Origin of the sequence: Myxococcus sp. AM010, assembly GCF_013372585.1 — a bacterium.
GTDB lineage: Bacteria > Myxococcota > Myxococcia > Myxococcales > Myxococcaceae > Myxococcus > Myxococcus vastator.
Map to the genome: position 1 here is coordinate 1 of NZ_JABXEO010000227.1, position 695 is coordinate 695.

Here is a 695-nt window from a genome sequence, read left to right on the forward strand (position 1 = left end):
GCTACCGCGACTACGGCCGCGCCGCCGAGGCCGTCTTCACCGCCCTGGCCACGGAGAACCCGGACCGGGAGCAGGTCGCCGTCGCCACCGCCAGACTGCGGCAAGAGGAGAACGCCATCGGCCGCGAAATTCGCGTGCTGCGCGCCGCCCTCTCCAACCGCATCCGCGAGCGCGTGGACGGCGCCGAGGAGCGCGAGCGCACCACCGGCCTCTTCATCATCGGCTTCTCCGTGGCCGCCATCGCCGTGGGCGTGGGCGCCACCGCCTGGTCCGCACGCACCCTGCGCCCCATGCGCAACCTCATCCGCGGCGTGTCCCGCATCGGCCGCGGTGACTACAACGCCCAGCTCGGCGTGCGCGGCGACGACGAGGTGGCCGTCCTGGCCCGGGAGTTCGACCAGATGGCCCGCTCCCTCCAGGCCCGCGAAGCCCAGCTCAAGGCCCAGGCCGAGGCCCTCATGCGCGCCGAGCAGCTGGCCGCCGTCGGCCGCATCTCCGCCCAAATCGTCCACGAGGTGCGCAACCCCCTGTCCTCTATTGGCCTCAACGTGGAGCTGCTCCAGGACGGCTTTGAAGCCGCCCGCTTCGCCACCCCCGAGGACGCCGCCGAGGTGAAGGACCTCATCGGCGCCGTCACCCAGGAGGTGGACCGCCTGGCGGACGTCACCGAGCAGTACCTGCGCATGGCCCGCCCG

General features: G+C 72.8%; 1 protein-coding gene. It reads left to right on the plus strand.

Annotated elements, in window-relative coordinates; all coding sequences use genetic code 11:
* Positions 1–695, plus strand: a 695-nt coding sequence (locus tag HV826_RS36440; RefSeq protein WP_176421581.1) for a HAMP domain-containing protein, incomplete at both ends; no start/stop codon positions are given.